This is a genomic window from Mycobacterium sp. pW045, assembly GCF_041287085.1.
Taxonomy (GTDB): Bacteria; Actinomycetota; Actinomycetes; order Mycobacteriales; family Mycobacteriaceae; genus Mycobacterium; species Mycobacterium algericum_A.
The window spans coordinates 163,371-185,440 of the sequence record NZ_JBGGKU010000006.1; the positions used below are offsets into that span (position 1 = coordinate 163,371).

The 22,070-nt window shown below is 63.0% G+C and carries 18 protein-coding genes and 1 pseudogene; 8 read left to right on the top strand and 11 right to left on the bottom strand.

Annotated features, from left to right (window positions below; all coding sequences use genetic code 11):
* Nucleotides 1-32 precede the first annotated feature (32 nt).
* The 5 genes from ACAG20_RS11740 to ACAG20_RS11760 all read right to left on the bottom strand — a co-directional run bounded on the left by ACAG20_RS11740 (nucleotide 33) and on the right by ACAG20_RS11760 (nucleotide 5,307).
* The gene (locus tag ACAG20_RS11740; protein WP_068001990.1) at nucleotides 33-1,661 is read right to left on the bottom strand and encodes a fatty acid--CoA ligase; all 1,629 of its coding nucleotides are present in this window, start codon (nucleotides 1,659-1,661) and stop codon (nucleotides 33-35) included.
* A 36-nt stretch (nucleotides 1,662-1,697) separates the two neighbouring features.
* Nucleotides 1,698-2,108 (bottom strand): SCP2 sterol-binding domain-containing protein, encoded by a 411-nt coding sequence (locus ACAG20_RS11745; RefSeq protein WP_067992196.1) that lies wholly within the window; start codon nucleotides 2,106-2,108, stop codon nucleotides 1,698-1,700.
* A 265-nt stretch (nucleotides 2,109-2,373) separates the two neighbouring features.
* Nucleotides 2,374-3,576 (bottom strand): NAD(P)/FAD-dependent oxidoreductase, encoded by a 1,203-nt coding sequence (locus ACAG20_RS11750; RefSeq protein WP_083000312.1) that lies wholly within the window; start codon nucleotides 3,574-3,576, stop codon nucleotides 2,374-2,376.
* Complete coding sequence (locus ACAG20_RS11755) at nucleotides 3,573-4,964, bottom strand: cytochrome P450 (RefSeq protein ID WP_083000314.1); 1,392 nt, start codon at nucleotides 4,962-4,964, stop codon at nucleotides 3,573-3,575. The genes ACAG20_RS11750 and ACAG20_RS11755 overlap by 4 nt, the downstream gene beginning before the upstream one ends.
* 22 nt (nucleotides 4,965-4,986) lie before the next feature.
* Nucleotides 4,987-5,307 (bottom strand): 2Fe-2S iron-sulfur cluster-binding protein, encoded by a 321-nt coding sequence (locus ACAG20_RS11760; RefSeq protein WP_011895435.1) that lies wholly within the window; start codon nucleotides 5,305-5,307, stop codon nucleotides 4,987-4,989.
* Between the two features lie 123 nt (nucleotides 5,308-5,430).
* On the opposite strand from ACAG20_RS11760, the gene ACAG20_RS11765 reads away from it, so the two are divergent.
* The 7 genes from ACAG20_RS11765 (at nucleotide 5,431) to ACAG20_RS11795 (ending at nucleotide 13,254) form a co-directional block, all read left to right on the top strand.
* The gene (locus ACAG20_RS11765; protein ID WP_370492637.1) at nucleotides 5,431-6,444 is read left to right on the top strand and encodes a helix-turn-helix domain-containing protein; all 1,014 of its coding nucleotides are present in this window, start codon (nucleotides 5,431-5,433) and stop codon (nucleotides 6,442-6,444) included.
* 221 nt (nucleotides 6,445-6,665) lie between these two features.
* Nucleotides 6,666-8,174, top strand: a complete 1,509-nt coding sequence (locus ACAG20_RS11770; protein ID WP_370492638.1) for a carboxylesterase/lipase family protein — start codon at nucleotides 6,666-6,668, stop codon at nucleotides 8,172-8,174.
* Between the two features lie 384 nt (nucleotides 8,175-8,558).
* A complete protein-coding gene (locus ACAG20_RS11775; protein ID WP_370492639.1) occupies nucleotides 8,559-9,326 on the top strand; it encodes an enoyl-CoA hydratase/isomerase family protein in 768 nt (255 codons plus the stop codon).
* A gap of 2 nt (nucleotides 9,327-9,328) precedes the next feature.
* A complete protein-coding gene (locus ACAG20_RS11780; RefSeq protein ID WP_370492640.1) occupies nucleotides 9,329-10,141 on the top strand; it encodes a TIGR03084 family metal-binding protein in 813 nt (270 codons plus the stop codon).
* Nucleotides 10,138-11,874 carry an acyclic terpene utilization AtuA family protein gene (locus ACAG20_RS11785; RefSeq protein WP_011895440.1) on the top strand — a complete coding sequence of 579 codons (1,737 nt, stop codon included), beginning with the start codon at nucleotides 10,138-10,140 and terminating at the stop codon, nucleotides 11,872-11,874. Before ACAG20_RS11780 ends, ACAG20_RS11785 begins: the two co-directional genes overlap by 4 nt.
* Nucleotides 11,875-12,287: 413 nt before the next feature.
* Nucleotides 12,288-12,950, top strand: a complete 663-nt coding sequence (locus ACAG20_RS11790; protein WP_011895441.1) for a TetR/AcrR family transcriptional regulator — start codon at nucleotides 12,288-12,290, stop codon at nucleotides 12,948-12,950.
* 106 nt (nucleotides 12,951-13,056) lie between these two features.
* Nucleotides 13,057-13,254, top strand: a complete 198-nt coding sequence (locus tag ACAG20_RS11795; RefSeq protein WP_231963591.1) for an adenylate cyclase regulatory domain-containing protein — start codon at nucleotides 13,057-13,059, stop codon at nucleotides 13,252-13,254.
* 604 nt (nucleotides 13,255-13,858) lie between these two features.
* Here the strand turns inward: ACAG20_RS11795 and ACAG20_RS11800 are convergent.
* Entirely contained in the window at nucleotides 13,859-15,004 is a 1,146-nt protein-coding gene (locus ACAG20_RS11800; protein WP_011895443.1) for an acyl-CoA dehydrogenase family protein, read from the bottom strand.
* Nucleotides 15,005-15,147: 143 nt separating this feature from the next.
* Here ACAG20_RS11800 and ACAG20_RS11805 point away from each other — a divergent pair, with 143 nt between their 5' ends.
* Nucleotides 15,148-15,825, top strand: a complete 678-nt coding sequence (locus tag ACAG20_RS11805; RefSeq protein WP_225397498.1) for a TetR/AcrR family transcriptional regulator — start codon at nucleotides 15,148-15,150, stop codon at nucleotides 15,823-15,825.
* A 53-nt stretch (nucleotides 15,826-15,878) separates the two neighbouring features.
* Here the strand turns inward: ACAG20_RS11805 and ACAG20_RS11810 are convergent, their stop codons facing one another.
* From ACAG20_RS11810 to ACAG20_RS11830, 5 genes and pseudogenes are all read right to left on the bottom strand, one after another.
* Nucleotides 15,879-16,685: an SDR family oxidoreductase gene (locus ACAG20_RS11810; RefSeq protein ID WP_011895445.1), complete on the bottom strand. Its 807-nt coding sequence runs from the start codon at nucleotides 16,683-16,685 to the stop codon at nucleotides 15,879-15,881.
* A gap of 157 nt (nucleotides 16,686-16,842) precedes the next feature.
* Nucleotides 16,843-17,548 (bottom strand): annotated as a pseudogene (locus ACAG20_RS11815) (cytochrome P450); the annotation flags it as partial.
* A gap of 352 nt (nucleotides 17,549-17,900) precedes the next feature.
* Complete coding sequence (locus ACAG20_RS11820; RefSeq protein WP_068001988.1) at nucleotides 17,901-19,490, bottom strand: NAD(P)/FAD-dependent oxidoreductase; 1,590 nt, start codon at nucleotides 19,488-19,490, stop codon at nucleotides 17,901-17,903.
* Nucleotides 19,491-19,552: 62 nt separating this feature from the next.
* Complete coding sequence (locus ACAG20_RS11825; RefSeq protein WP_067992185.1) at nucleotides 19,553-20,515, bottom strand: alpha/beta hydrolase; 963 nt, start codon at nucleotides 20,513-20,515, stop codon at nucleotides 19,553-19,555.
* Nucleotides 20,512-22,026, bottom strand: a complete 1,515-nt coding sequence (locus ACAG20_RS11830) for an NAD(P)/FAD-dependent oxidoreductase (RefSeq protein ID WP_041800854.1) — start codon at nucleotides 22,024-22,026, stop codon at nucleotides 20,512-20,514. Before ACAG20_RS11830 ends, ACAG20_RS11825 begins: the two co-directional genes overlap by 4 nt.
* Between the last annotated feature and the right edge of the window lie 44 nt (nucleotides 22,027-22,070).

The following is a 22,070-nucleotide window of genomic DNA, read 5'->3' on the forward strand; positions in this document are numbered from 1 at the left end:
TCAACGTCGGTGCTTCCGTAGCAGTGGATGGTTCACGCCAGCGTCTCGACGGCGAGCTCACCGTCGGCATGCTGGCGGCGCAGCTTCTTCTTGTCGAACTTGCCAGTAGACGTCAACGGAACGTCGGCGACGAACGCCCACCGTTCCGGTAGCCACCACTTGGCCACCCGTGCACGCAGGAACTCAGTCAACTCCGCAGCGGTGGCGGTGCAGTCAGCGGCCAGGACCACCACTGCCAGCGGCCGTTCCTGCCACTTGTCGTCGGGCACTCCAATCACCGTGGCGGTGCGTACTGCAGGGTGAGCGGCCAACTCGTTCTCCAATTCCACCGAGGAGATCCACTCCCCTCCAGACTTGATCACGTCTTTGGCGCGGTCGGTGAGAGTGATGAACGCATCGGCGCTGATGGTCCCGACATCCCCGGTGCATAACCAACCGTCCGGCGACACCGCCGGACTGTCATGCTCGTAATAGGACTGAGTGATCCACGGGCCGCGGATCTGAATCTCCCCCACCGACAGTCCGTCCCAAGGTTGTTCTGCACCGCTGTCATCAACGATGCGCGCCTGCACACCGGCCACTACCCTGCCTTGGGTTCCCCGCAGGTAAAGGGACCTCTCCGGGGTGTCGGTGTTCCGCGGCAGAGCGACCGCAGCCAGCGGGGAGGTCTCAGTCATCCCCCAGGCCTGCACGATTCGGATGCCCAGTTCGTCATAGGCAGTCATCAACGACCTCGGAACCGCCGAACCACCGCACGCCACCATCTCCAGCGAACTCACGTCGTGGCCGGGATTGTCGCGCAGGTAGTGCAAGACATCGGTCCAGATCGTCGGCACAGCGCCCGCCATCGTGGGCCGGGCCGCCTCGATCATCTCCACCAATGGCCCCGCCTGCAGGAAACGGTCAGGCAGCAGAAGCTGCGCCCCCGCCATCATCGCCGCATACGGCAACCCCCAGGCATTAGCGTGGAACATCGGAACGATCGCCAACACCGTGTCGTCATGACCGATGCCCAAGGCGTTCGAGGTGCACGCCGATTGAGAGTGCAACCACGTCGAACGGTGGCTGTAGACAACGCCTTTCGGGTGCCCGGTAGTACCGCTCGTGTAGCACATCGCTGCGGCCGACTGCTCGTCGACGTCGGGCCAGTCGAACGTGCTCGGCTGGGCTGCCACCACATCGTCGTAGCGAAGGACGTCCTTTCCGCAGCCCTGCACTGCGGTAAGATCACCCGTGCCGGTCACCAGCACCGTGCGCACCGAGGTCATCGACGGCAACGCCGCCGCCAACAGGTTCAGCACCGTACCGTCGACGATGATCACCTGATCTTCGGCATGATTGGCGATCCACGTCAGCTGTTCAGGTGGCAGCCGCAGATTCAACGTATGTAGCACCGCACCCATCGACGGCACCGCCGCGTAACAGTCCAGGTGCTCCTGGTTGCTCCACTGCAGCGTCGCGACACGCTCGTCTCCACAAATGCCTATCTCGCGCAACGCATTCGCCAACCGCGCCGCACGCTGCCCCAACTCATGATACGACACCCCAGAGATCTGTTGGGGTCCGCGTGCGGTCAACACCTCGCGATCGCCATGGACTGCCGCAGCATGGGCCACGATCGCGGGCACCGTCAACGCAACGTCCTGCATCGTGCTCCTCATCGAGAGCCCGCCCGACAACCCTTGATGAGGCGACGGTCACGCATCGATGAGGTCCTGCCGATCCTGACTCTGCAGCATCAACCGGTACTCGGGGAACAGATTCTTGGCCTGCGGAATCAACTTGATCAACTTCGGCACCGGGCCCTTTGCGCGCACCGTCCCCTTGGCCATCGCCATCGTCAGGTTCACCTTGCCCAGCCAGAACTTGTTTCCAGTGTCCGCCGACATGAACAACTCCACGTTGGGCACCGCGGTACTGGCCGCTCCGGTCTCCACCACCTTCTTCGGCATGTCCACCGTTACCACCGCGTCCGGATCGGTGTAGTGCACCCGTAACACCACACCCGAATTTGCGAGCTTGTCCGCCAGTCCCTCCTTCTCCAAGCCCCGTTGAAAGATCCCACCCAAGAAGGCATAGACCTCGTCCTCGTCCTTGAATACCGCCACCGTCAATCTCCACCAATCTCGTTGTCAGAACAGAACAGTCGCGAGCATCGACTCAAGACGATGCTCCCTCCGCAAAAATCGTCACGCCTGTTGGCGACCTCCACTAGCTTCTGATGCGCTGCGGTAACACCGCCGAGGTGCCCGGCGGCATCCGCTAGCCAGTCCCCGCGGCCAGCGGAGTTGGATGGCGGTTCTCGCTGACGTTCGTCTCCGAGACACGCGTCGCAATCGCAGTCGCCGTCCCATCGCCCATGCAGCCATGACCTCAGACCGAGCCGGCGAGCATGAGTTCGGCCCGTTCGACGGGGACCTGCTGCGTAATGACCCGCTTGCTGAACATGAAGTCGCGGGGGCGATTGATGCAGTCGGCGGCGATGAGCTCGCCGGCACGCAGGTAGAAGCAGGTGAAGTCGCGGTCGCGGGTCGGGTCGCCGCTGAGGACCACCTCGTCGTACCCGGTGTTGAGACCCGCGATCTGGAGCTTGAGGTCGTATTGATCTGACCAAAACCAAGGCAGCGCTGATATCTTCTTGGACTTCCCGCACAAAGTCGCCGCCGCGACTTTGGCCTGCTCGGCCGCACTGGGCACGGACTCCAGACGTATACGGCGGCCGTAACGAGCCATGTCGTGGCTGACGCAGTCCCCGGCGGCCATGATGGCGGAGTCGCTGGTCTGGGCTTGGTCGTCGATCACGACGCCGTTGTCGACGACCAAGCCCGCGGCAGCGGCGAGCTCGGTGTTCGGCTCAACGCCGATGCCGACAATGACGAGGTCGGCGGAAATCGATTCGCCACCGGCCAGGACTACTTCGCCGACTTTGCCGTCGCCAGACAGAGCCTCGACCCGCGCGCCCGTCTGGATGTTGACGCCCGCCTCCCGGTGGATCCGGTCGAAGAACGCCGATACCTCCGGGGCGGTCACCCGTTCGAGGACGCGCTCCGTCGCCTCGAGCACGGTGACCTCTAGACCCAACGCACGCAAGGAGGCAGCCGTCTCCAATCCGATGTAACCGCCGCCGATGATCACGGCTCGACGCCCCGGTCTGGTGGCGTCTCGGATCATCTCGACGTCCGCCGCGGTGCGTAGGTAGAAGACTCCGGCCAGGTCGGCGCCTGGGGTGGAGAGCCGACGGGGGCGCGCGCCCGTGCACAGCGCGAGCCTGTCGTAGGGCAGCACCTCGCCGGTGCTCAGCGAGAGGTGACCCGCTGCGCGATCGATCGCCTCCACCGTCGCATCCAGAACTTCGATTCGCAGCTGGGTGTAAAACTCGGCGCTGCGGATCGCGAGCTTGTCGACTGCGCAGTTCCCGGCCAGATATGCCTTCGACAGCGGAGGGCGTTGGTAGGGCGCTGCCGATTCATTGCCGACGAGGACGATCTCGCCGTCCCATCCTTCTTGACGAAGGCTGGCCGCCAGTTGGGCGCCCGCGTGGCTGGCGCCCACGATGACCGCTCGATGCAAAGTCATGCGCCGGCTTTCGGGGTGAGGCGGACCATCAGCTTGCTGATTCCCCTGACGAAGTTGGATTGCACGTATTCGGGCTCACCAATGACCTCGATCTTCTCGAAACGAGGAAGCAGCTCCTCCCACAGGATCCGCAACTGCATCTCGGCCAACCGGTTGCCCATACAGCGGTGGACGCCGAACCCGAAAGAGATGTGGTTGCGGGCGTTGTCCCGGTCGATGATGAAGTCGTCGGGCCGATCGAATACGCGCTCATCGCGGTTTCCCGATGCGTACCACATCACGACCTTGTCACCCTTGCGAATGAACTGACCATTCAGCATGGTGTCGGCCTTGGCGATCCGGCGCATGTAGGCGAGTGGCGTCTGCCATCGGATAATCTCGGAGTTCATGTTGGGGATCAGGTCGGGATTTGCTTTCAGCTTCTCGAACTGGTCCGGGTGGCGGTTTAACGCGAGAACGCCGCCGCTCATCGAGTTCCGGGTCGTGTCGTTGCCTCCGACGATCAGCAGCAGAAGGTTGCCCAAGAACTCCATCGGCCGGTCGATCAGGTCTTTGGTGCTTTCATTGCTCTGCAGCATGGTGATCAGATCGAACCCAGGCTCTTCTCCGGCACCGGTCCGGGCCGCCTTGTCGTGCCAGTGCCGGCTGAGATCTCGGGCCATGGCGCGCATGCCGACGAACGTCTCGTCAAGGTCCGAGGGACCGCCGTTGGTTTGCTCCATCGAGGTTGCCAGATCCGACCACTCGACAAGCTTGCGACGCTGCTCGTACGGAAAGTCCAGCAGGGTCGCAAGCATTCGAGCGGTCAGCTCGATCGAGACGTCGTGAACCCAGTCGAACGGCTGATCCACGGGGAGGTTATCCAGCACCTCCCTTACGCGCGAGCGAATCAGACCCTCCATTTCCCGTAGGTTCTTGGGTGCGACCACCCCTTGGACAGCCGCCCGCTGCAGGTCGTGGCGTGGTGGATCCATCGCGATGAACATCTTGATATCCAGGAAGCGGGGCGGCACCCCGATGACGATCAATGGCTCAGCGGAGAAGACCTCATGATTCTTGTCGACGGCCACGATGTCGGCATGCCGGGTGACGGACCAAAACGGGCCGAAGGCACTGTGCCGCTGATAATGGACCGGAGCTTCGTTACGCAGGCGCTCGTAGTATGACTGCCAGCGCCCCTGGCGATAGAGGAAAGGATTGCTGAGATCGATGTCGGCGAGTTCGACCTCCTCGGCCGGCGGAATAGGACGCTCTACAAAGAGTTTCTTCCCGTTCGTACCGGTCACCCAACGCCGAGTTTTGTCGTAGGCGTGTGCACCTTGAATCTGCAGGTCGATCGGGATGGTCGCCTGAACTTTCTCGGCGACCTTTTCAGAGATTTTTACCATGTTTGACCACTTCCCTTCGTCGTCACATCTGGAACTCCGGCAGATGGACGATCAAGCCGTCCCATGCCTCGGAGGCCGTCATCTGGCAGGACAGCCGAGAGGTCGGCTGACGCTCGGGGTTCATCGCGAGCATCTCCTCTTCGCCGACGCCGGAGGAGCCGACCTGATCGGACCACTGCGGATCGACGACGACGTGGCAGGTACCGCACGCCGCTTCGCCTCCGCAGTCGCCGTCGATGCCAGGCACTGCATTGTTGGTCGCGACCTGCATGAGTGACTGGCCTTCATCGAGAGGCACCTGGTGCTTGTCGCCGTCGTGGGAGACAAAAGTGACAACGGCCATTACCGACTCCTCTTAAGTTGCCCCTGAATGTGAATACTTGTTAACAGGATTGTCCAATCCGAGCGCTTCCGCTATGTTTGCGCGGATCAGGAACTTGTGGATTGGGCTCAGGGGGCACGATCGGTGAAGTTCAGCAACGCCGGTGTGCCTCCGGTCGCGTTCGTGCAAATGCTGGAGAGCCAGGCACTCGACCCGGACGCCGTCGCGCGGCTTCGCACCATCATGGCGCGCGAGGGAACCGACGAGGCGACGCTGATGCAGCACGATGTCCAGGCGCCACTGCGGTGGTTTCGCGATCTGTACCCCGATCTAGACGTCGACCGGGCAACCCTGCTCGGCTTCTCGTTTGCAGGACAGGCACAGTTGACATCTTTCGGCCCGTTGAGCGTCCCGCTGGTCAGCGCAGGCTCGGTAGCCGAGATCGTCGAGCTGCTCACCTATCTACCGTTGATCACCACGGCGATCAATGCACAATTCCGTCCAAATGACCAAGGTCTCACCGTCGGGCTCTGGGGGCACACAGGCGATCGGGCCCTGGACTGCTTAGCAGTCACATATACCGGCTCGGCGTTGTTACGACTGCTGGACATGCTCGTCAGTGACACGCTGACCGTCACGCTCCACTTGAGTTGGTCAGCGCCGGTCTCCCTGAACAAACTCGCGGCAGAGATGGTACTAGCCGGGCGTCTGTTCTTTGACGCACCGATGTCCTACCTTCATGTTCCCGTCAACGCGCTCGATGATGTGTGCCGGTTCTCCGATCCCCTTGCGTATCGACTCGCCGTCGCCGAGCTGAGGCGGACCCTCGACGAGCAGAGCGGAGCCACGTCCTTCTCCAAGAAGGTGAGACGGTTGTTGGACGAGGATCCCGGACAGCGAAGTTGCCAGCGGGTCGCAGACGAACTCTCGGTATCCACCAGCACACTCAAACGCCGGCTCGCCGAAGAGGGCACCACCTTTCGCGAGTTGCGCCAGTCGTGTCTGCGGGAGAGCGCGATGATGCTGTTAATCACCCGATCAATGTCGGCAAGCCAGATCGCGACCGAGCTCGGATACGGCGATCTTGCTAACTTCTCACACGCCTTCAAGCGATGGACCGGCCGCTCTCCGAGCGAGTACCGACGCTCACAACGCTGAGGATGTCCCCGCACGCCCGGAGATAGCCGGTCATGGGTAGCTTCTTCTTCTGAAAAGAAGTAACCGGTGCTTAAGAATCAGCCACGACGTCACCGAACGGCCGTGGAGGCCGCTGACCGAAGTCGAGTGAGTCATCAGTAGCAGGCCAAACCGTGCCCGACACGGCGACTGAACGGCAGAGCCGGGCGCTGGTGTGAATAGTCATTCGCTATTGTCGATACATGCCAGCGAAGACAGTCCGCACCGAACTCACCTCGGGCGCCATCGAAGGATTCACGCGGGACGGCGTCAATCGCTGGCGTTCCATTCCCTACGCCAAGCCACCAGTCGGCGCGCTGCGGTTCAAGGCTCCCCAGCCGGTCGAAGCGTGGGACGGCGTCCGACCCTGCCACCGATTCCGCTACTGCGCTCCACAGCCCCGCCGATACACCATCGTCGGTCCGGGCAAGTTCCAGCCCATGAGCGAGGACTGCCTCACCCTGAATGTCGTTGCACCCGTCGGCGGCTCGGACCGACCTCTGCCCGTGATGTTCTTCATTCACGGCGGGGCGTACTTCCTGGGCAGTTCCGCGACACCGATCTATGATGGCGCGTCGCTTGCCCGCAGCGGTTGCGTGTACGTATCGGCAAACTACCGCCTCGGCGCCCTAGGGGCTGTCGACCTGTCGTCGCTGTCCACCGCAGACATCCATATTGACGACAACCTCTACTTGCGTGACCTCGTGTCGGCGCTCAGGTGGGTACGCGAGAACATCGCGGCATTCGGCGGCGATCCCGATAACGTGACGATCTTCGGAGAGAGCGCGGGCGCGCACGCCGTTACCACTTTGCTGGCCGTGCCAGCGGCTAAAGGGCTTTTCGCACAGGCTATCTCACAAAGTCCGGCCGGCGCGCTATCCCGCTCCCAGGAGCTGGCCGCGGAGTTCGCCGCCAAGTTCGCATCCATTCTCTGCGCCGACGAGCGGGAGCCCGCCCGCCTCCTGTTGGCGGCGCGTCCGGCTCAACTGGTGAATGCATTCGATCGCTTGCTCACCACGAGTGCATCGGACCTTGCTGGCGGTTACCCGGTGGGATGCACATTCGGAACCGACTATCTACCGTCCGAGCCCATTCAAGCGATGCGCGACGGCGAGGCGTACCGTGTGCCGCTGATCGTCGGTACGAACGCCGACGAGGGCCGGTTGTTCACTCGCTTCCTCAAACTCCTCCCGACGAACGAAGCCAAGATCGAAGCGTTACTAGCGGGAGCGGAACCCACCTGTCGTGAGCGAATTACCGCTGCCTATCCCGAATATCCGGCCCCCGATGCCTGTATCCGACTGGGGGCCGACTTCACATTCGGATCGACACTGTGGCAGCTCGCGGATTCCCACAGTCGGCACGCCCCCACATATCTGTACCGCTATGACTTCGCCCCGCGAACTCTGCAATGGGCCGGGCTGGGTGCCACCCATGCGACGGAGCTTCTTGCGGTGTTCGACGCCTACCGCACGCCGCTCGGTCGGCTACTCAGCGCCGGAGCCGATCGCCGCTCGGCCCTACGCGTGAGCGACGACATGCAAGGGCGCTGGGATGCTTTCGCACGCACCGGAGTTCCAGGAGACGGCTGGCCGCGGTACACCAGCGACGCCCGTCCGGTCCTGGTCTTCGATCGCGCTTCGCGAGTGGACAACGACCCCCACGCCGACCGCCGGAAAGCATGGGAAGGCTTTCAAGTCCTCGGACGCTGACGAGCGGTCCCCCGCGGCGACGCATGCGTTCACAGCATTTGGCACCGATTGTTTCTGGGAGCCAAGGGTGAAACGGTGGCAAGGAGCACCTCCGGCGTGCCAATCCCAAAAGGCCGAAGAGGGCCACATTCTTGCCGAGGATTTGACGTACGAACGCAACCCGTGTTGCGGCCTTGGGATCCGATCTCGTCAATCGCTCGAACCGAATGCGGCCGACGAGGTGGCGAACCCACATTTACGGAACTGGCCACGCCGGTCGGGTTGCGCCGCCGGAGGCGACGCGTTCGCTCACCAACTGGTCCTCGCGACATTCTGCCGGGTAACGTACTGCGAGTGAACGAGCCCTCACATCGGGAGGGCGGGTGCCGATCAGGACGGGGATTGATGAGCGAGGAAGCGATCACCTACGAGGTCGTCGACGGGGTGGCCTGGTTGACGATCAATCGCCCCGAGGCACGGAACGCGCTCAACGGGGCGGTCCGGCAGGGACTGTTCCACAGCGTTCACCGCTTCAACGCCGACGACTCCGCCAAGGTTCTGGTGCTGACCGGGGCAGGCGATAAGGCGTTCTGCGCCGGAGGGGACCTTAAAGAGATGGCGGAGACGGCGCTCACGGTTCCGCCGCCGGACTTCGCGCCGCAATTCGGGCGCAACATCCAGGTCGCCAAGCCGACCATCGCCGCGGTGAACGGCGTCGCCTTCGCTGGCGGATTCCTACTGGCCCAGCAGTGCGACCTTGTCATCGCAGCCGAGCACGCCAGGTTCGCGGTCAGCGAGGTCAAGGTAGGTCGCGGCTCGCCATGGGCTGTCCCGCTGTCGTGGCTGCTGCCGCCGCGGATTGCGCTGCAGATTTTGATGACCGGCGACCCGATCACTGCCGAGCGCGCCCGCGAGGTCGGCATGGTGAACGAGGTCGTGCCCGCAGCGGAGCTGCGGGCACGAGTTCAGGAGATCGCCCTGCGGATCGCTTCCAACGCACCGCTGTCCGTACTCGCGGCAAAAAAGACCGTATACCTCTCCGCAGCGCACCACCTGACGGAGGCCTACGCCCACGCCGACCAGATATGGGAGCCGGTGTACCTCAGCGCCGACGCGCTAGAGGGTCCCGCCGCGTTCCGCGAGAAGCGCACACCGGTTTGGAAGGGACGTTAGACGTGGCCGTGCCGATGGAGTCCTTGATCACCGACATCGGGGCGGAAACGGCCGAGCTGTGGTCGCTGATCGCCGAGCTGCCCGAGGGGCAAGCCGGGTGGGACGCGCCCACCCCCGCGGCAGGCTGGGCGGTCCGCGATCAGATCAGCCATCTTGCGTTCTTCGACGACGCCGCGGTGCGCTCAGCCACCGACCCCAAAGGGTTCACGGCCGAGGTGCTGCCCATGCTCGCTGACGGCCGGATCTCCCCGGACACCATCGCCGAGCGCTACCGGCCGATGCCGACAGCGGAGCTGCTGTCCTGGTTCGACGGCGCGCGCCGCGCCCTCGTCGCTGCCTTCGCAGCGATCGACCCCTCGATGCGGGTGCCGTGGTTCGGCCTCCCCATGAGCGCGGCTTCCTCGCTGACCGCGCGGATCATGGAGACCTGGGCGCACGGTCAGGACATCGCCGACGCGCTGGGAGTGACCCGTGTGCCCTCGGCCCGGTTGCGCCACGTCGCCCACATCGGCGTGGGAGCGCGGGCGTTCAGCTACATGGCCAACGGCCTGGAGGTGCCCGAGGAACCCGTCCGTGTCGAGCTCACCGCACCGGGGGGCACGCTGTGGACCTGGGGCCCCGACGGCGTGCCCAACCGGGTCACCGGCACTGCGCACGACTTCTGCCTGCTCGTCACCCAGCGCAGGCATCGCGACGACACCGCACTGCACGTCACCGGTCCGCTCGCCGACCAGTGGCTCTCCATCGCGCAGGCCTTCGCCGGACCTCCCGGTGGCGGGCGCACCGCAGGACAGTTCGACGGAGGTGTGTCGTGAGGGACCCGGTACGCATCGGAAATTGCTCGGGCTTCTACGGCGACCGGATCGCCGCGGCGCGGGAGATGGTCGAGGGCGGGACGGGCGAGCAGAGCATCGACGTGCTGTGCGGGGACTACCTCGCTGAACTGACGATGCTCATCCTGGCGAAGGCCCAGGCGAAGGATCCGGCGGGCGGTTACGCGCGCACGTTCCTGACCCAGATGGAGCAGGTGTTGGGCACCTGTTCCGACCGCGGTATCAAGATCGTGGCCAACGCCGGTGGGCTCAACCCGGCCGGGCTGGCCGTCAGATTGCGCGAGCTTGCGGACCGGCTCGGTATCACCGTCCGGATCGCCCACATCGAAGGTGACGACTTGCGCGGGAACCTCTCCGCGATCACCCCTGCGGTCGGTGAGGTCAAGCCGGTCTCGGCCAACGCCTACCTCGGGGGTTGGGGTATCGCCGAAGCGCTGGGTGCGGGCGCCGACGTCGTCGTCACCGGACGGGTGACAGACGCCTCGCTGGTCGTCGGCCCGGCCGCCTGGTGGCACGGGTGGGAGCGCACCGACTGGGACCGGCTCGCCGGTGCCGTCGTGGCCGGCCACGTCATCGAATGCGGACCACAGGCCACGGGCGGCAACTACGCCTTCCTCGACGAGATCACCGACCGTCGCTACCCGGGCTTCCCGATCGCGGAGGTGGCGGCCGACGGCTCGTCGGTGATCACCAAGCACGCCGACACCGGGGGGCTGGTGTCGGTCGGTACGGTCACCGCCCAGCTGCTCTACGAGATCGCCGAGCCGGCCTATCTGGGGCCCGACGTGGTGACTCACTTCGACACGATCTCGCTGGCCCAGCAGGCCGAGCACCGGGTGGCGATCACGGGTGTCACCGGCAGCCCGCCACCGGAGACGCTCAAGGTGGCGCTGAACGAGGTCGGGGGCTACCGGAACACCATGACGATGGTGCTCACCGGCTTGGACCTGGAGGCGAAAGCCGCGTTCGCGCAGCAGCAGCTGTTCGACATCCTCGGCGGCCGGGGATCCTTCGCCGAGGTCGACGTCCGGTTTCTGCGTTTCGACACACCGGACGCCCCCACCAACGACCAGGCGTGCGCGCACTTGCGGATCACGGTCAAGGACACCGACCCGCGCAAGGTCGGCCGGGCGTTCTCGAGCGCAATCATGGAGATCGCTCTGGCCGGGTATGCCGGCTTCCACACCACCACGCCACCCACGTCGGAGTCAGTGTTCGGCGTGTATCGCCCAGCGACCGTGCCCCGGTCGAGCGTGACGCAGGTCGTGGTGCTGCCCAACGGTGAGCGCCGGAGGATCGCCGATCCGCCGACCGGTAGCGTGCCGGCCGCGAAGGTCCGGGGCAGCGCGGCAGCCGCGCCGCCGACCGAGCCGACATGCCGCGCGCCGCTGGGCGCGGTTCTGGGCGCGCGGTCCGGCGACAAGGGCGGCAACGCCAATATTGGTCTCTGGGCCCGCGACGACGCCGGCTATGCCTGGGTGCGCGAGCACTTAACCGTCGAGCGACTGCGCGGGCTGCTCGGCCCGGAGGCTGCGCAGCTGCGCATAGAGCGATTCGAGCTGCCCAACCTGCGTGCGCTCAACGTTGTGGTGCACGGGCTGCTGGGGGAAGGCGTGGCATCCTCGACCCGGCCGGATGCCCAGGCGAAGGGCTTGTGCGAGTACCTGCGCTCCCGCATCGTGGACATACCGCAATCCCTTGTCGGCGCGACCTGACAAATCCCGAATTTGGAGTAGCCGGGCCACTCTGTCGACGTATCGCCAATCAAGTCGCCGTCCTCTGCCTGCTGCTTGACGTAGCCCCTTTGCCAAAGCCGTGTTGCCGAACGATGTGATGACGATCGGATGACGCCAACAGCGTCCGGCAGACGGAGAGATGGCTTTGTCCAGTTCCTTGCCGAACTGGACATCCAAAGAGGGCGCAGCGATCTGCCCACGCGGTTGCCGATCTTGGCCAATGAGCGGGCACATCCACGAATGGGGATCACACGCGCAGGCGCCAGCCACCTGCCACTGGGCGTCTACATTTCAACTCAACCTGGGATTGTGAGCAGGTGTTAACGTTCGTAGTGTAGCTCCCGGCGCTGCAGTGCTGCGCGAGCCCTGGTTGCGAGCGAAGGAAGGTAGTAGTGAACAAGGTGGTCGTTGCCGGACGTACCCGGGTCGGCGGCGAACGTCGGGAACGGATTCTCGCCTCTGCCACCGAGTTGATTGCCGAGCGGGGCTACCACGCTGTCTCCATGGCCGACATCGGCGTTGCATCAGGGGTTGTCGGGCCGGCCATCTATCGCCATTTCAACAGTAAGAGCGATCTACTGGCGGCCCTCTTCGAGCGAGTGGTGGACAAACTCCTTAAGCGTGCGACGGCGATCGTCGAGCAGTCCCGCGACGAGGCGGAGGCGCTGACCCTGCTGGTGTCAGACCAAGTCGCCTTGGTAATGGATCAACGCGAGCTGGCAATGGTGTATTACCGCGAAGTGCACAATCTGTCGGATCAGCACCAGAGCCGGTTGCGCCGAAAGCAGCGACTCTATCTAGAAGAGTGGGTACACCTCGTCGGAGAATTGCGGCCCGCGGTCGATGAGATTGAACTTCGGGCGATGGTTCATGGAGCGATCGGAGCCATTCAATCGATCTTGCACTACCGCGGCACTGGCCTGGCTCCCGAACAGACCTCTGCGCTGCTCGTTGCGATGGGTCACGCCGTGCTCGGCGTCCCCGCGTCGAGTCACCAGGTGCGCGGCGTGAACACTGAACCATCCTGTCCGCGTCCCGGTACGCCGCAGCACTAAGCAGGTCCAGGGTGTCAGCAACACACGAAGACGACCTCGCTCAGTATGTCTGCACGACGGTCTTGAGGGCGACAGCCGCCAGGAAAGGACTCATCTAATTGCCTGGCTGCATGCCCAGGGCTTCACGATTGATCAAAGCCGACTGGTGGCCCCAACCCCTCTCCTTCTTCCTACAAGCCGCGTACTGGGTGATGAGGGACGGTACGTCTCTCTGCGCGAGCTGAGCACGGAAACCGGAATCCAGACGAAACAGTCGCCATATTGCGGGCCCTCACGGAAGGCATCGGGCAGGCCACGGAGATGATGCGTGGCTTCGCGCGCTGAACATGTTGAAAGCTTCAGCCCGACGATTTGGAGAGGCTCGCGAATCGACTCGCGACTGCTGCGCGCGAGGCTGCCAACCCACCGGTTGAGATTCGTGAAACCCTCGGGGCGCGGTCATGCTGGTCTCATCACGACCGACGCCGCTGGTGACGACGATGCTGGACCTGATCGACAGCGCGTCAGCAAATGACCTGCCTTCCTTGAGGATTGGCGTGGCGTCCGGGTCAGCGGTCTCGCGCGCGGGCGACTGGTTCGGCAACCCCGTGAACCTGGCCAGCCGAGTGAGCGCGGCGGCGCGGCCAGGCGCAGTGTTGGTGGGACTCCACGCGGGTGATCGTCGACGACGCAGGCCTCCGGTGGTCGTCCGCCGGCGCATATCGTCTGAAGGGCGTCAGCAGCAAGGTCAACCTGTCTCGGGCGCGGCGCGCCCAGGCCGGCCGAGTAAGGCCCCCGTTTGAAGCGAGCTCGCCGGGTATCCGCCTAGTGAACAGTGACCGCCTAATGAACAGTCACCACCGACTTGATAAGCGAACGCCACCTCGCTATCGCGGCCCCTCGTAACCAATCTAGCGGTCGAATTCGATCTAAAGCGACCGAGCAATGATCTCCTTCATAATCTCGTTTGTCCCACCGTAGATCTTCTGAACGCGAGCATCGGCCCACATCCTGCCGATGGGATACTCGGTCATATAGCCGTAGCCGCCGTGGAGCTGCAAGCAGTCATCAAGGGCGACCATCGCACGCTCAGTAGTCCACCATTTCGCCATCGCGACGGTGGGGATGTCGAGTTCACCGCGCAGATGGCGGGCGACGCAGTCGTCGATGAAAACGCGGCTGATGTGGGCGTCGGTGGCGACCTCGGCGAGCTTGAACTTGGTGTTTTGGAAGGCGAAGACGGGCTTGCCGAAGGCATGCCGATCTTTGGTGTATTCCACAGTGAACTCGAGCGCTGTTTCTAGTACTGTCACTGCACCAAGCGCAAGGATCAATCGCTCTTGGGGAAGTTGCTGCATCAACTGAATGAACCCCTGGCCTTCAGTCGTACCCAGGAGGTTCTCAACCGGAATGTGCACATCTTCGAAATAGAGCTCGGAGGTGTCCTGTCCGCGCTGACCGACCTTGTCCAACACCCGACCCCGCCGAAAGCCCGGTCGATCGCCTTCGACCAAAACCAACGAGATTCCGTTCGCTCCGGCACTGGGGTCGGTCTTCGCAACGACGATGATGAGGTCGGCCTGAGCGCCGTTGGTGATGAACGTTTTGGAACCGTTGACAACGTATTCGTCTCCAACGCGCGATGCCTTGGTCGTGACAGATTGGAGATCGGAGCCAGTGCCCGGCTCCGTCATCGCAATCGCGCCAACCATCTCACCAGTTGCCAGTCTGGGAAGAAAGCGTTCCTTCTGCTCATCGGTGCCGTACTCGAGCAGGTAGTGGGCGACGATTCCACTATGAAGCGGCGCGCCCCATGCCGAATCGCCGATGCGGGCCTGTTCCTCAATCAAGACTGCTTCGTGAGCGAACGTTCCCCCACCTCCGCCGTACTGCTCGGGGATTGACATGCACAGCAACCCAAGATCACCCGCCCGGGTCCACAGGTCCCGATCCACGTGGTGCTGCTCGATGAAGCGGGCACTGTGCGGCGCGACCTCCTTCTCACAGAACGTACGTGCCAAATCCCGCAGTGCGTCGAGGTCGTCGTCCATCCAGCTAGAGCGGTTGGCTGCCATTACAAAGTCCTCACTGTGTTTGCTTGCGCACCGATCCCGCAATGGTCTCGCTTCGCCTGTGGGTACATGGTGTACCACGAATCGCACGCCGGGTACAACACGTACCCAGAACTTTCCAGAGCGCGGGGCGTTACGGTGACATCGTGGAGCGACAGCACTGGGTGGACACCACAGCGGTACGCCGCGCGGCCAGTAGGTTGCCGGGCCGTGAACTACGTCGTGAACAGATCATCGAAGCGGCGCTCAGCGCAATCGAAGAGAACGGGCCCCACGCACTCACGGGCCAAATCGCAGACAAGGCCGGTTTGGGACGCACACACTTCTACCGCCACTTCGCAAGTAAAGAAGAACTCGATCTTGCCGTGGCTCGTCACGTCCACCGCGAACTCACTGCGAAGATTCGCCTAACTCTGGATGTCCAGGGATCGCCGCTAGACGTGATACGCGCGCCGGTCACTCAGCACGTCATGTGGGCTGACGAACACCCCAACCTCTATCGGTTCCTGGTGAACCGACACTATCGGCGCAGCACCGAGAAGACCGCGCCCGGCAGCAGCGCATTCGCCTCTGAACTCGCCGTCGCGGGTGCCCGTTACTTTCCTCGCTACGGCGAGGACTCAGAGGCGGCAGACCGCAATGTCGCCGCCATCATGGGCTTGATGGACGCTTCGGTCCTATGGTGGCTGGACCATCGCGACTCCACTCGTGACGAACTCGTCATTCGGTTGACACGGCAAACCTGGTTGATAATCAATGACAGGCTGCAGGAACTGGGATTCCAGCTTGATCCCCACTTACCACTCTGCGAACCGAAAACCTGACCAGGTACAATTCGAGCCTCCCCACGCTAAACCCTCCGTCTTCGACACCGCCATCAACGATGATTGCGTTGGCGCCGCTCACCGACGCCGCGCATCAACGCGAAAGCTTTCAATCCAAGCGACGGCGCAGCATCGCTAGTGCGCGCAACTACGCCACGCCACCGAGGAACTACCCGGAATATCTGGCGACTCTCCAGCAACTCGAGTCCCGCGCGGGCCACGGCCGCAGCATCCATTGGACGCGGTCCGGCGAACAGAAGCGCCGCCCCAGGGTCGGCAACTCGGTCGGTGACCATTTTCGTACTTACCACGTCAGGGCATAGCGCCCGTGCGTGGATTGGCAATCCCGCATGGTCAAGGTCGCCCTGCAGCGATGTGGTGAACGACAATACGGCCGCTTTGGTTGCTGCGTACATCGCTAATCCAGGGATGGGCGCCAGAGCCGAGAGGGACGCGATGTTGAGGATCGCGCCCCCACCCGCGCCCATAGCGACAACTGCCGCGTGTGAGCCGGCAACGACACCTCGTACATTGACATCGAGGATCGACGCAATCTCGGCATCGCTGTGACTCCAGCTGTTACCCGCGAGTAGGATCCCAGCGTTGTTTACCCACACCGCCAGAGGGCCAGCGGCTAAAGCCTGAGCAGCGACTTCCCGATGACCCGACGGATCTCGTACGTCGTGCGTGGCGCTCCAAGCGCCACCGCCGACCTCGGTGGCAGCGCGCTCCGCTGCGTCGCCATCCACATCCGTGAGCAAAACCTTGTGACCGGCAGCGGCGAGTTGTCTCGCGATCTCCAGACCAATCCCTCGACCTGCTCCTGTGACGACGGCTGTTGATGGTTCTAGCATGACCATCCTTTCCGGCAGTTTGCGTAGGTTTGCCGACTACGGTTCGCCGGGGTTTGTTGAGGATCTCCGAGGCCACTTGGAGGACTGCGTCGATTCCGCCGGCGCCCTGTGAGGGCGATGTGCTCGGCTAAGCACTCAAAAGTCTCGTGGAATGACCTAGATATCATCGGCGACACAACGTAATAGGTAGGCCGTCGACAGGGAACAGGCAGGGACGTATTGTCCCACCGAACGCGGTAGCCGTCATCCAGACTCCAGGTGAATTCCCGCAGCATCTCGTGCAGTATTGCCTTCACCTCCAAGGTGCCGAAGTGCATCCCGATGCGCTTGTGCGCGCCTCCTCCGAACGGAAGCCAGGCGAAGCGGTGGGCCTGATCCTCGCGCCGTGGCGGCTCGAGTCGCGTTGGGTCAAACCGGTCCGGCTCGGTCGACACTGTGGGCGCAAAGTGGTTGACCGCAGGCGTGATGGCGACGAGCACTCCGGAGGGGACGTAGTAGCCATCAATTACGGTGTCGGTCACTGTCTTACGCATAACCAACGGTACCGGTGCAACTAGTCTGAGCGACTCCTTGATGACCAAGTCCATCGCCGTAAGCCCCTCCAGGTCCTCAATGTCCGGCAGATCGTCGCCTAGACGGTCAGACTCAGCACGAAGTCGATCCTGCCATTCAGGATTCTTCGCCAAGAAGTACGCCACAGCGGCAGTGGTGATCGTTGACGTGTCATGAGCGGCCATCATCAGAAAGATCATGTGATTTATGATGTCCGCATCAGTGAAGCGTTCGCCGTCCTCGGCGCGCGCCTCACATAGCGCGGCGAGTAAATCACCATTCTGCCCCGAGCGTGCCGCCGGTAAGTTCCGGGCGAAGGCCAACGAGAGGCAATCCCTGATCGCCGATAACTGGCTTCAATCCGCTACCTGTCGGCGGCGCGGCGAGTTCGCGAACCGGCCATCGTCGACTCACTCCTGGATAGCGCGCTCGACGCGCTGCGGGAGGGGATTCAGTAGTACCGACAACAGCCGGTCACGGGACTTGCTTGCCGAACCGGACGGCGATTTGGTCATCGAGTGCCCCCTTGATGTTGTTTCTCGCATTATCGGAAGGATTTCACCCATCGTTTACACCGGTGACCACCCTGTCAACGGCGGTCACAGTTGCCGCTCGAATGTCGGCGACTCCCCGCCGTCCTCGGATACCCGTCACTGAACAGAGCCGCCACTAGTCGACGCTATCGGCCCCGCTTGGGGCATAGGGCATGTCGGCCAGATGGGTGTTGGCCGGCTCGGGTGTCCCCCTGCGCGACGAGTTCGCGGGCGCGGGACGCGACAGGACGTAAGCGCGCCGCTTCGGCCTGCGCGCACGAAGGCGATACAAGAAGGTCGGGCTGGGCCAGTTGGTAGAGATCGACCCGCGCGCCGAGCGATACCAGCTCGTGCACATAGTCCACACGGATCTGTCCAGGCGGCGACTCAACCGGTCGTTGAAGCGCTTCTCCACATCGGCACGGACCTCGATAACACTTCCTGGATGGGCACGGAGAACCTTCATCAACCTGACGATGTGTCGGGCCTGCGATTCGAGCATGTAGACGATGGACCCGGATCCCACGTTGGTGTTGGGCCCGTACATCATGAGGAAATTCGGAAACTCTGGCACCGATAGGCCGTAGTAGGCGTGCGCGCCATCCGCCCACACGTCCGACAATTTTCGGTCCGAGCGGCCGTAGACCTCCATCGGGGAAAGAAACTCGGTGGCACTGAAGCCAGTGCCGTAGATGATCACGTCGGCGGCGTGGAAGTCGCCGTTCACCGTGCGGATTCCGCCAGGTTCTACTGCCCGGATATCGTCGGTGACCAATGAAACGTTGGGACGTGCGAGCGCGGGGTAATAGTCGCTGGAGAACAGAATCCTCTTGCACCCGGGCGCATAGTCCGGCGTCAGGTGGGAACGCAGCCGGGCATCCGACACCTGGCGACCTAGGTGCCGGAGGGCGATGACTCCCAAGACTCGCGCTACTGGCTTCGCGTCGACGAGTGCCAACGCCAAGAACTCGAATATCGTCCAAATCATCAGACGTTCGCTGAGCCGCAGAATGGGCAACTTGCGCAGCAGTTGGTGATGCCGCCCACCGTACTGACGGTCGAATTTGGGCAGCACCCATGGGGCTGACCGTTGGAAAACGTCCAAGTGCTCAGCGCCTGCGGCGACCACCGGGACGAACTGCACCGAACTAGCGCCGGTGCCGACGACCGCAAGCCGCTTGCCGCTGAGATTCAGATCGTGGTCCCAATTCGCGGAATGAAACGACGGGCCCGCGAAGCCCGAGATTCCAGGAATATCAGGAACTGAGGGTCGGGACAGCTGGCCCACGGCCGAAATGACGACATCGCACTCCAATTCCTGACTCGTAGTCGTGGTCAGACGCCATGTGTTCGTGCGCTCATCGAAGGCCGCCTTAGCGATTTCGGTTTTGGTCCGAAGGAGGGACAGCAAACCACTTTCGTCGGCGACGCGGCGAAGGTAGGCGAGGATATCGCCTTGTTCTGCGTAACGCCGACCCCACCTGGGATTCGGCGCCGAGGAGATCGAGTACAACTGCGACGGGACGTCACAGGCCGCCCCTGGGTAGGTGTTCTCCCGCCAGACTCCCCCGACACCATCGCCCTTTTCGACAATGAGGACCCTGTCGAACCCTGCGCGTTTGAGGCGAAGTGCAAGGGTAATTCCGGCGAAGCCAGCGCCGATGATGACGATCGAGGGGTTACCAGGGGGATTGTCCTGGGTTGGTTCACGTTTCACGGGTTTCATCGTTAGCTCATACAACCTTCGTGCTGGGGCGCCTCGTGGTCAAGGCGTGCGCAGGGACGCTGTCAACGGACGGTGGCCGAAGTAGCCAAGAACTCGCCACCGAGCCTGAGGGCCTCACGTGCTTCTGGCAGTAGGCGAAACATCGCCTGGAAGACATGGATCTGGCCGCGGAAAACTTGCAACTGCGAGGAGACCCCTGCAGTTTGCAGACGTTTGGCAAAGACTCTGGAGTCGTCGAGCAACATCTCTCGTCCGCCGACCTGAATCAAAGTTGGTGGCATGTCCGTGAGATCAGCATCGAGCACGCTTATCCTCGGGTCGGCTGGATCGGCGCCCGCCACGTACAGACCAATTGTTCTCGACGCAGAGATGGCGGACGCAAAGGGGTCCCGTCTGCGCAGATCACGGTCCATCGCGAGTTGGCATGTCAAATCCAGCACCGGCGACATCAGCAGCATGGCATCCGGCGTCGGCAGTCGATGTTCCCGAGCGCCAAGCGCCGTCGCCGCAGCAAGCTGGCCGCCTGCGGAATCGCCGGCGAGCGCCACCGTGCCAGAAGACGCGGTGATCGCGCTTCCCTCTGTCAACCATCGATAGGCGATCAGTGCATCATCTGCGGCCGCCGGGAAGGGATATTTCGGGACCAATCGATAGCGCACGGCAAATACCGGCCTGCGGGCGGCCGCGGACAGTTCGCTGATGAGGCCACGGTGGGTCTCGGGAGAGCACATAGAAAATGCGCCGCCGTGTATATAAAGAATCGGCGGAGCATCCGAGGCCACGTTGGCCGCCTTGACCCAGTCGCCTCGCACACGTTCACCGGCGAAGGGCGTGTCTACCTTCTCGACACTGATTGCGCGCCTTGGCCGCGACACCACGAGTGTTCCCCGTAGCACGCGGTCCATGACCGCGAAGCCATGGTCGTTGGCCGGAATCACTTGCGTGAGAGGTCGAAGAACGCCTCGCGCCGTTGCCGCGACCAGGTGGCTCGCCATGCTCGGATTCGGCCTGGCAGGTGAACTCATCCGGCGGTGTCCACCTTCTGTGGGGCAGTGTCCGCCTTTTTCGCCGGTCGCCGTTCGAAACGGTAGTCGGCCAAGTCGAATCGTCGACTGCGCCAGATCGACTCGACCGTCGTCGTGGGACGCAGAGGCACGTCCCCATGCTTGTCGAAGTAATAGCTGTTCGCGCCCGCGCAGCTGTCCTGCCAGAAGACCTGCGTATGCCGCCGTGCCAGCATCTCCGCGAAGAAGCGTTGATTCGCCTCCTCGCGTACCTCGACGTAGTTCGAGTCGGCCGTCCTGGCATGCCGGAGGCAACGGAGAATGTGACCCGCCTGTGCCTCGATGAGTGCGAAGTAGGACGACCCGTTGTATCCGTACGGGCCAAACACTGAGAAATGGTTCGGGAATCCTGGCACGCTGACTCCCTCATATGCCTGGAGTCGGTTCTCGTCCCACCACTGTGCCTGGTCTCGGCCGGCGACACCTCTGAGCGAGTAGGTGGGCATGCTGTCCGATTCCATGACCTTGAATCCCGTTGCCAGGACGAGCACGTCGATCTCGTGTCTGACGCCATCGGCCGTAATTACCGCGGTCTCATCCACCCGGGTGATGGGGTTGGTTTCAAGAAGGACGTTCTCGCGGTTGAACGTCTTCAAATATTCGTTGTGAAAGCTTGGTCGCTTGCAGCCCAGCGCGTAACGCGGCGTCAGCTTCTCCCGAACGACCGGGTCGGTGACCTGCCGACGCATATAGCTGATCGCTGCACGCTCGATCGCCGACGCCAGCGGTATGGCGGTATGGAAGTGCGCTGCGACGGGAAAGGTGAGTTCGACAAAGGCCTGGCTGGCTCCCCGCGCGGCGATCTGCGCTCCGGGTGCGAGCCGGAGAAGAGCACTCAGCGGGCGGGGCACCGCGAAGTCGAATTTCGGCAGACACCATATCGGGGTGCGCTGAAAGACGGTGAGTGTGTCCACGTCCTTGGCTATCGAGGGGATCAGTTGCACCGCCGAGGCGCCCGTCCCGATGACGGCGACCCTCTTTCCGGTGAGGGTCTGCTGGTGGTCCCAGCGCGACGTGTGCATCGTGACCCCGCCGAAGTCCCCGACCCCCGGTATGTCCGGCGATTTTGGTCGCGTGAGAACCCCGGAGGCATTGATGACGAACCTCGCTGTCAGTTCCTCGTCCGTCGAGGTAAACAAACGCCACAATGTCGATTCTTCGTCGAACTCAGCCCTCACAACCGTGACTCCGAAGCGGATGCGCGACGCGAGGCCATATTTTTTCACGCAATGCTTCGCGTAGTTCTTCAGTTCGATCCCCGGCGCATAGGTACGGGACCACGACGGGCGTTTCTCAAAGGAGAATTGGTAACTATATGACGGAATGTCTACTGCAATCCCCGGGTAGGTATTCCAGTACCAGGTTCCACCCACCCCTTGGGCCTCATCAACGATGAGGAAGTCCGAGAAACCTTCCTTCAGCAGCTTGATGCCCACTCCGATCCCGGAGAATCCAGCTCCGATGACCAATATCTCGTGGGTGGGGACCTCGTACGTAGGGGCTCCGGAGGTGGGGG